This window comes from Xanthovirga aplysinae (genome assembly GCF_009711365.1).
Taxonomy (GTDB): domain Bacteria; phylum Bacteroidota; class Bacteroidia; order Cytophagales; family Cyclobacteriaceae; genus Xanthovirga; species Xanthovirga aplysinae.
Genome location: NZ_SMMB01001006.1, coordinates 1 through 6,511 on the forward strand (window position 1 = coordinate 1; position 6,511 = coordinate 6,511).

The window sequence follows — 6,511 nt, forward strand, 5'->3', positions numbered from 1 at the left end:
TTATATGGTCAAATTTTGACCCTGTGTGGGGGTCAATTTCTGACCCTGTCTCATGGTCAATTTTTGACCCTGGGTCAAATTCTGACCCTGTGCATGAATCAAAATTTGACCCTGTGTTTGATTCCGAAACAATAAGCTGATAGACGGTTGAATTCTCAATAGTTGCCTTGCCTGAATTACCCTCTTTGAAGTCAATTAATCCCACTTTTTTTAGCTTTATTCTGGCCTTCTTAATTGTGTTTCAAGACAGGCCTTTAATACCCTCTGTCATTTGCTTTTTAGAATGACGAATAGGGTTTTGCTAGGCTAAAGAGTTGCTTAATTCTAATAGATAGAAATATACCTTGAAATAAAGAATGACATTTGGGATCTTGTCATTAGTGGATGCAGTTGATACTGTGGGAGAGGAGTACATTCTATTACTGCTTCTAATTATTTAAAAGTCAGAGCTTAAACAATTATGAACCCAAAAATGCTTATGATTTCAGTAATGTTTTTCTTAAAGGATTCAGTAACAACCTGTTAATAGGTTATCCATATGAAAACCGATACAGATACCCTAATCAGAAAAGAAATCTTGTCTTTTCTGACCGAACAAAACGCTCATTTGAGATACGAAGAGGTGCTGGATAACTATCCTGAGCATCTGATCAACAAGAAATTGGAAAATGTGGATTATACTCCCTGGCAGCTACTTGAACATATCCGGCTGTGCCAAAAGGACATTCTCGACTTTGTTGTAAATCCAAACTATACACAATCCTCCTGGCCAGAGGGCTATTGGTCGAAAAAAGGAACTGCATCCATAGAGGACTGGAACAATTCTTACCAACTGTTTCTTGAAGACCTTTCTGTGATCACGAAGCTCATCACTAATAAGGAATTAAATCTCTTCGAACCAATGCCAGCAGGAAAAAAGTATTCCCTGTTCAGAGAGGTCCTCCTTATTATTGATCACAATTCCTACCATTTGGGCCAACTAGCCCTCTTCAAAAAGACAGGTGGTTAAGAGCAAGTAGTTTGAATAAATATTGCATTCATTTGGACTAATATTCTAATTATCGGTAGACTTGCAAAACGACAAATAAAATAAATGCTTTAGAAATGAGAAATAAATTGACTTTTCTGAGGATTTGATGATTAGACAATCAAAATGGAAAAAATAGAAGAAATATTGGGTTAATGACCGGACTTTTGTTGGAAAATACTAAACAGTAAGATTATAAAGCTAAAGTGAAAAAAGAACCACGGTTTCCAATTCTGAAGATGGCTGACGGTCAAATGATCTCCAGTGACCCTCACATACAATCCTACTTACATCCTTCTCTGCAATCTAGCTCCTCACTAAAATGCTCCATAGAACCATTTCTTAATGCTTGGCCCCATATAAGGGTTTGGTTACTTTTCGGCACTTCTTTTTTATAGGTTCATCTAAAGGCAAAACCTTCTTCTTGGGCGGCTAAAGAAAAACACAACCTATGGTTTAACGATTGTAGCTGCGTAGGCATCCTTTCGGTGGTTATTGTTTATAATGGAGTGGCAGAATATGGATTCTCTATCTAAATTATATGGCTACCTCTAAGTTTATAGATTCATAGTAACGTTTATACTCTTCCAACGCATTGGAATAATTAATGATCAAATTACTCATTGAATGCTCGAAAATCCTGTCCAAATCTGGTTCATAAAATTCAAAGAATTTTAATCCGGCCCAAAGTAAGTTTCGAAATTCTTTAATAATCATTTCGTCACCCTTCTGAATATTAATTATTTTACTCCAAGCCTTTCCTATACTTCCTTGCCTAATGCTTCTTGAAATTTTTTCTTGTGAGAAATCTTCAATATGAATACTCTTAATAAGCCTAATTAAATTCAATAATTTCTTATCATCAGCAAATAAGGCTTTCAGAGATTTAATAATTAGAGGTATATATTCCTCTTTAAACCGAAGATGGTTTTCTACAAGTAATGCCAGTTTATAAGGTGTTACATTTGCCGAATCCTCAACTGCTGTAGTTTTCTTATCATTAATAGAATGGTCGGTGACAAAGGTGTTCAGCATTTCCGTGCAAAAATGAAGGGTATTTAACCATTCATTATATGCCCCTTGAAGCTCTTTCGGCAAATTAATTTGTTTTAATTCTCCAATGTAATACATGCTAAGCATGGACATGATTTCCGGAGACTTATGATGATTTGCTCTTTTAAATTCATGTGTGGCATCCCTACCTGTATTATCAAGAACAATTTTTGCACCTCCAGGATGTATTTCCTTAAATTCACTTAAATCATACACCTTATTGTTAATCGCTACCCAATATCCATTTTTATCATTATTGTGCTTCACAATTTCTGACATATTAAAATATCTTGGGGGAGTGGTTTCTACATGATGTGGACTTGTGAAAATATCTTGCATAAAGCGATTTTCGGAAAATAAAGAATAAAATATTTCTTCATGTTCTATTGGAGAATCAGGTATATGTTCTTCTATAATTTCTTTTATATTTGAAATAATATGTTTCGAAAAACCAGCCTTACCACAAACATAAAACAACCCTCCTAAACCGCTATTGGATTTTGATTTTAAGGCCTTAAAGATCGATTTGGAGGATTGTTTCATTAATTGTATTAATGATAAGGAAGAGTCATTCACAAATGCTAATTCACCTTTTTTTAAACTTTCATCAATATCTAATTTTTTGCTTTCCCTTGTAATAGCAATACTTACCTTTGCCCCCAATTTCATTAATTCGATTAGTTCCTTTGGGTGGACAATATCAGATTCTTGTTTTACACTATAAAATAAATGAAGTAATGGTATTTTATTTTGAGATCTTAGATGATCCCAAAATCCTTTAAAGGGAGAAATACCTGTTCCTCCTGCAAAAAGATAAATCGGTACATTTATTTCTTTTGGAGGAGAAAATCGCAAGGGGCGAACGATTTTAAAAGGTAGAAAATTTGTTTGATTGGATTCCTCAGAATGAAGATAAGAAGAAGTTACCCCCTTAAAAACTTTATCTTTCACCTTGGTTTCTGAGTGTTCTACAATTAAATCTATTTCTTCCTTATCAAATCCTGATGAAATACTGTACAATCGTTCTTTTTCTGGTTCCAAAATTTCACACAAATGGGGTAAAAGAAATTTCTTCACATCTAGATCATTTTGCAAACTATTTTGAACAAATTCCTCAAAAGTTATTTTTGAAGTGGAATTCCCAGACATATGTGGACATCCTATGATCTGCTTTACATTGGATAAATTGGCATAAGATAGTATTTCGGTTACGTTTATACTTGTTCTATCTAAATGGTAATAGAAAGACAAATAATTTTTCCATTCATTGGTCAATTCCACAGGTTCTTCCCCCGTTAATGACATCCTTCTTAATAGGTTATTAACCACTTCTCTTTTATTTTTAGGCAGAATGGCTATTCTATCACCTGGTCGGTAGTCAATTCCTTTTTTGGCTACATTCAACTTTATGTGTTTGGTTTTCCCATTTCCAATATCTACTTTATCCATGATAGTACTATAAGGGCAGCGCAGTTTTTTGTTTACATACCTTTCTTTCCTTGTAATTTCTAATTGATCATCCACTTCTTCCCAGGTACGTGCCTTAAACAAACCAGTAAATCCTCCAATAGTAACAGACCTTCCCACTTTAAATGCCATTTGAAGATAGCCGTATACTTTTTTTCTGTGAACACCTAAAAAACCAGTTTCCCCGGAATAACTTTCTAGAAAAGAATTAAAGATCCCTGTTAACTCTCCATCTTGCTTTTTGCCTATGTATTCAAGAACAGATATTTTATCCACCTTATTTAGTAGATTTCTCCAATGTTCTGGGTACCATTTTCTTATAAACAAAGCCTCTTTACCTAATATAGTATCGTATTTAGCTCTTTCAATAAAAGTATCTAGTAAATGAAATATTGGAGCAGAAGTTCCACTTGGCCCTTGAATACCTTCCTTTAAAGGAACAGCAAATGGAGCTACAGTCTTTGCCCAAACAATAGGATCCACATAGGTCCTGCTTCTAGGATTTGGGTTTATCTTTAAAAAACTCGTTTCAGTAATGTTTTCAATAATTGTTTTAAGAGCTTTAATTCCTTTAACGACTTCTTTCAATCTGTCATTTAGAATATGATTTTGAATCCCAGCGATAATCTTTACAGCACCTCTTGTTTTATGTGAAATTTCTGCCTGAGTTAAATAGAACACCTGCTCTTCCTGATTGTTAACCGTCGGGATTAATAGATCCAGATTTTCTACTTCAAAATCTTCATTCCTATTTCTAATTTTCCAATTATACATGATTAGATCAATGTATGATAGAAAAGGTTTAGGCCTTTTTAGGCGCTTTGTTATGATCTTCCACGGTACCTCAATGGATTCAGGAATATTAAGGTCTTCAACCCTTTCATTTCTTACGTATGCATGAGCGAGCATACTCATTAAAGCTGAAGCGCGACATAAATATTTGTCAGGTAAATTTTCCTTATCAGGAATAAGTAGTGGTAGTTTTTTTAGGGCCTTTCTGAGGGTTTGATGCTTATAATGAAAAGGTAGATTTTTAGCTATTTCGTCCCATTTAGAGAATTGAGAGGGAAGGCTTTGTAGGGGTTCCAGAGATGGCATAAAGCCATTTTCCAAACTTAAAAAACCAAGGTTCTCGTGTTCTAATTCAATATTTTTTGCCTCAGCATTTAAAAGATACTCATAGGCTGGTGAGTACTTTACTTTGTTTTTAGCAATCATACTTTTTAGAGCTAGGTTTTAATGCTTCTTATCACAATAAACCTAAATATAGTTTTTTATTCTGATTAAAATATATTACCGTATAAAAAGATTTTTTTGATATTTTAAAAGGGGTGGAAGAGGCCAAATATAGCGGTAGACAACAACTATTTAAAAAAAGGCCATTATTTGTCCTTTTCGATATATCTAGTAAGTTCTTTTAAGATATCACGCAATCTGTAGCCGGAAATAATTGGTTTGTAATGAGTGAGCGCTTGAACACCTGAGGTGGAAAGAAATCCTGTGTGAACTTGGGGAAAGAAAAAACCTATATCTAATTGCCGGTGACTATAAATAAACAGGTATATAGCTATCCCATGTACAGGTGGGAAATGGACGGTTTATGGTTACCAATAAAGAGCTTTTGGTACGTGAACACATCCTCACAACTAAGGTATTTTGGAAAATCACTATTGTTAATGTTAAAATGGACCACAATTCACCCAATAGCCTTTAGAGATTTTTTGAAGGCTTTAATAGTTGTTCAGCAAATTTTAATTGGAACTGATCCCCACTTCTCTCAAGCTGCCTTTTAGTTTATAAGCGATGGATGCCTCAAGCATTAAAAAGTGATAGAACATCAATTTTGAGCTGACAAATGGATCAATGGGATAAGAAAAAGTGTAAACCTAAAGGCATCGGTTTTAATCACTGCGGAAACCAGTCTTGTTAATAAGGTAGGAGCAAGAAAGCCGAAAAGGGGAGTCAGTGTCTACTATCTTTTATTTATTTCCCGGTTTCATTATACCCATCATCATAATCAGCCTTTGGAGGCATTCAGAGGTAAACATTAAGACAATGCTATTTACTACCCACTTGAATACCTACTGATTTAAAAAGCTTTCTATTTTTTGTATTAATGGCTTAGCTTTTACAAATCCATGACTTAAGACAAAGGTTGAAGTTCCCTTGCGTAAAAGACAAGAAGGATAACCGTTAAAGCCATATTGAGAGGCTAATGTAAACTCTTGTTCAGCACTTTCTATATATTTTTTACTATTTAAATTACGGATAAACTCTTCCTTATCTATGGGATAATCACAGATTAATTCTCTATAAAATTGATCAGATTGAATATCTTTTCCCTCAAAGAAAAATTCTTTTTGAATATTTGAAGCTAATTCAAAAGTTCTTTTTGGCAACATCTCTTTAATTACCATGACTGCAACAGAGCTTTTTTTGGAATCATAGGGGTAGTTTGATTCTTCAAGAACACCATTAATAAATGACTCTCCAAATGGAGTTCCTGTAATTTTAGTCACTAAAGGCATGTTTCTTTTGATATGAGCATTTATTTGTCCCATTTTAATTCCTCTACTTCCAGCAAACAGTCCACCGTTAACTAATGTAAATTTAACCCTGTGGTCCAGGGAATCAATGACTGCTTTTAATTCATTGGAGAAGCCGTAACACCATCCACATAAAGGATCAAAGCCATAAACGATTTCTATTTGTTCACTAAATGAATCCATTATTTTTTCTTTCATAATTTTAAGGGTTGATACCATTATGTTTCATGGGTTTCGTATTCCAGGGTAGCAATACAAAGGAAACAAAAAACTTAAATTAATTCTTGATAGGGGATTTATGAAGAAATTAATGTATTCTTTTTTAAACTTTTAATTCATTTCCAATAAATTTCTGTTCGTAAAATTACTTTCATCCTTCAACCAGAATTTATTGAAATTAAAATTTTTCAAATGGCCT

4 protein-coding genes are annotated in these 6,511 nt (G+C 33.9%); 1 reads left to right on the top strand and 3 read right to left on the bottom strand.

Going from position 1 to position 6,511, the window contains the following annotated elements; all coding sequences use genetic code 11:
- On the bottom strand, positions 1–205 hold a 205-nt coding region (locus E1171_RS24260), incomplete at its 3' end, for a hypothetical protein (RefSeq protein ID WP_222931464.1).
- 333 nt (positions 206–538) lie between these two features.
- Between E1171_RS24260 and E1171_RS10200 the strand changes: the two genes are divergently transcribed.
- On the top strand, positions 539–1,009 hold the full coding sequence (locus E1171_RS10200; protein ID WP_155205903.1) for a DinB family protein: 471 nt from the start codon (positions 539–541) through the stop codon (positions 1,007–1,009).
- A gap of 555 nt (positions 1,010–1,564) precedes the next feature.
- On the opposite strand, the gene E1171_RS10205 is transcribed toward E1171_RS10200, so the two are convergent.
- Complete coding sequence (locus E1171_RS10205) at positions 1,565–4,765, bottom strand: cytochrome b5 domain-containing protein (protein ID WP_155205904.1); 3,201 nt, start codon at positions 4,763–4,765, stop codon at positions 1,565–1,567.
- Positions 4,766–5,628: 863 nt separating this feature from the next.
- Complete coding sequence (locus E1171_RS10210) at positions 5,629–6,291, bottom strand: DsbA family protein (RefSeq protein WP_187696380.1); 663 nt, start codon at positions 6,289–6,291, stop codon at positions 5,629–5,631.
- Positions 6,292–6,511 lie beyond the last annotated feature (220 nt).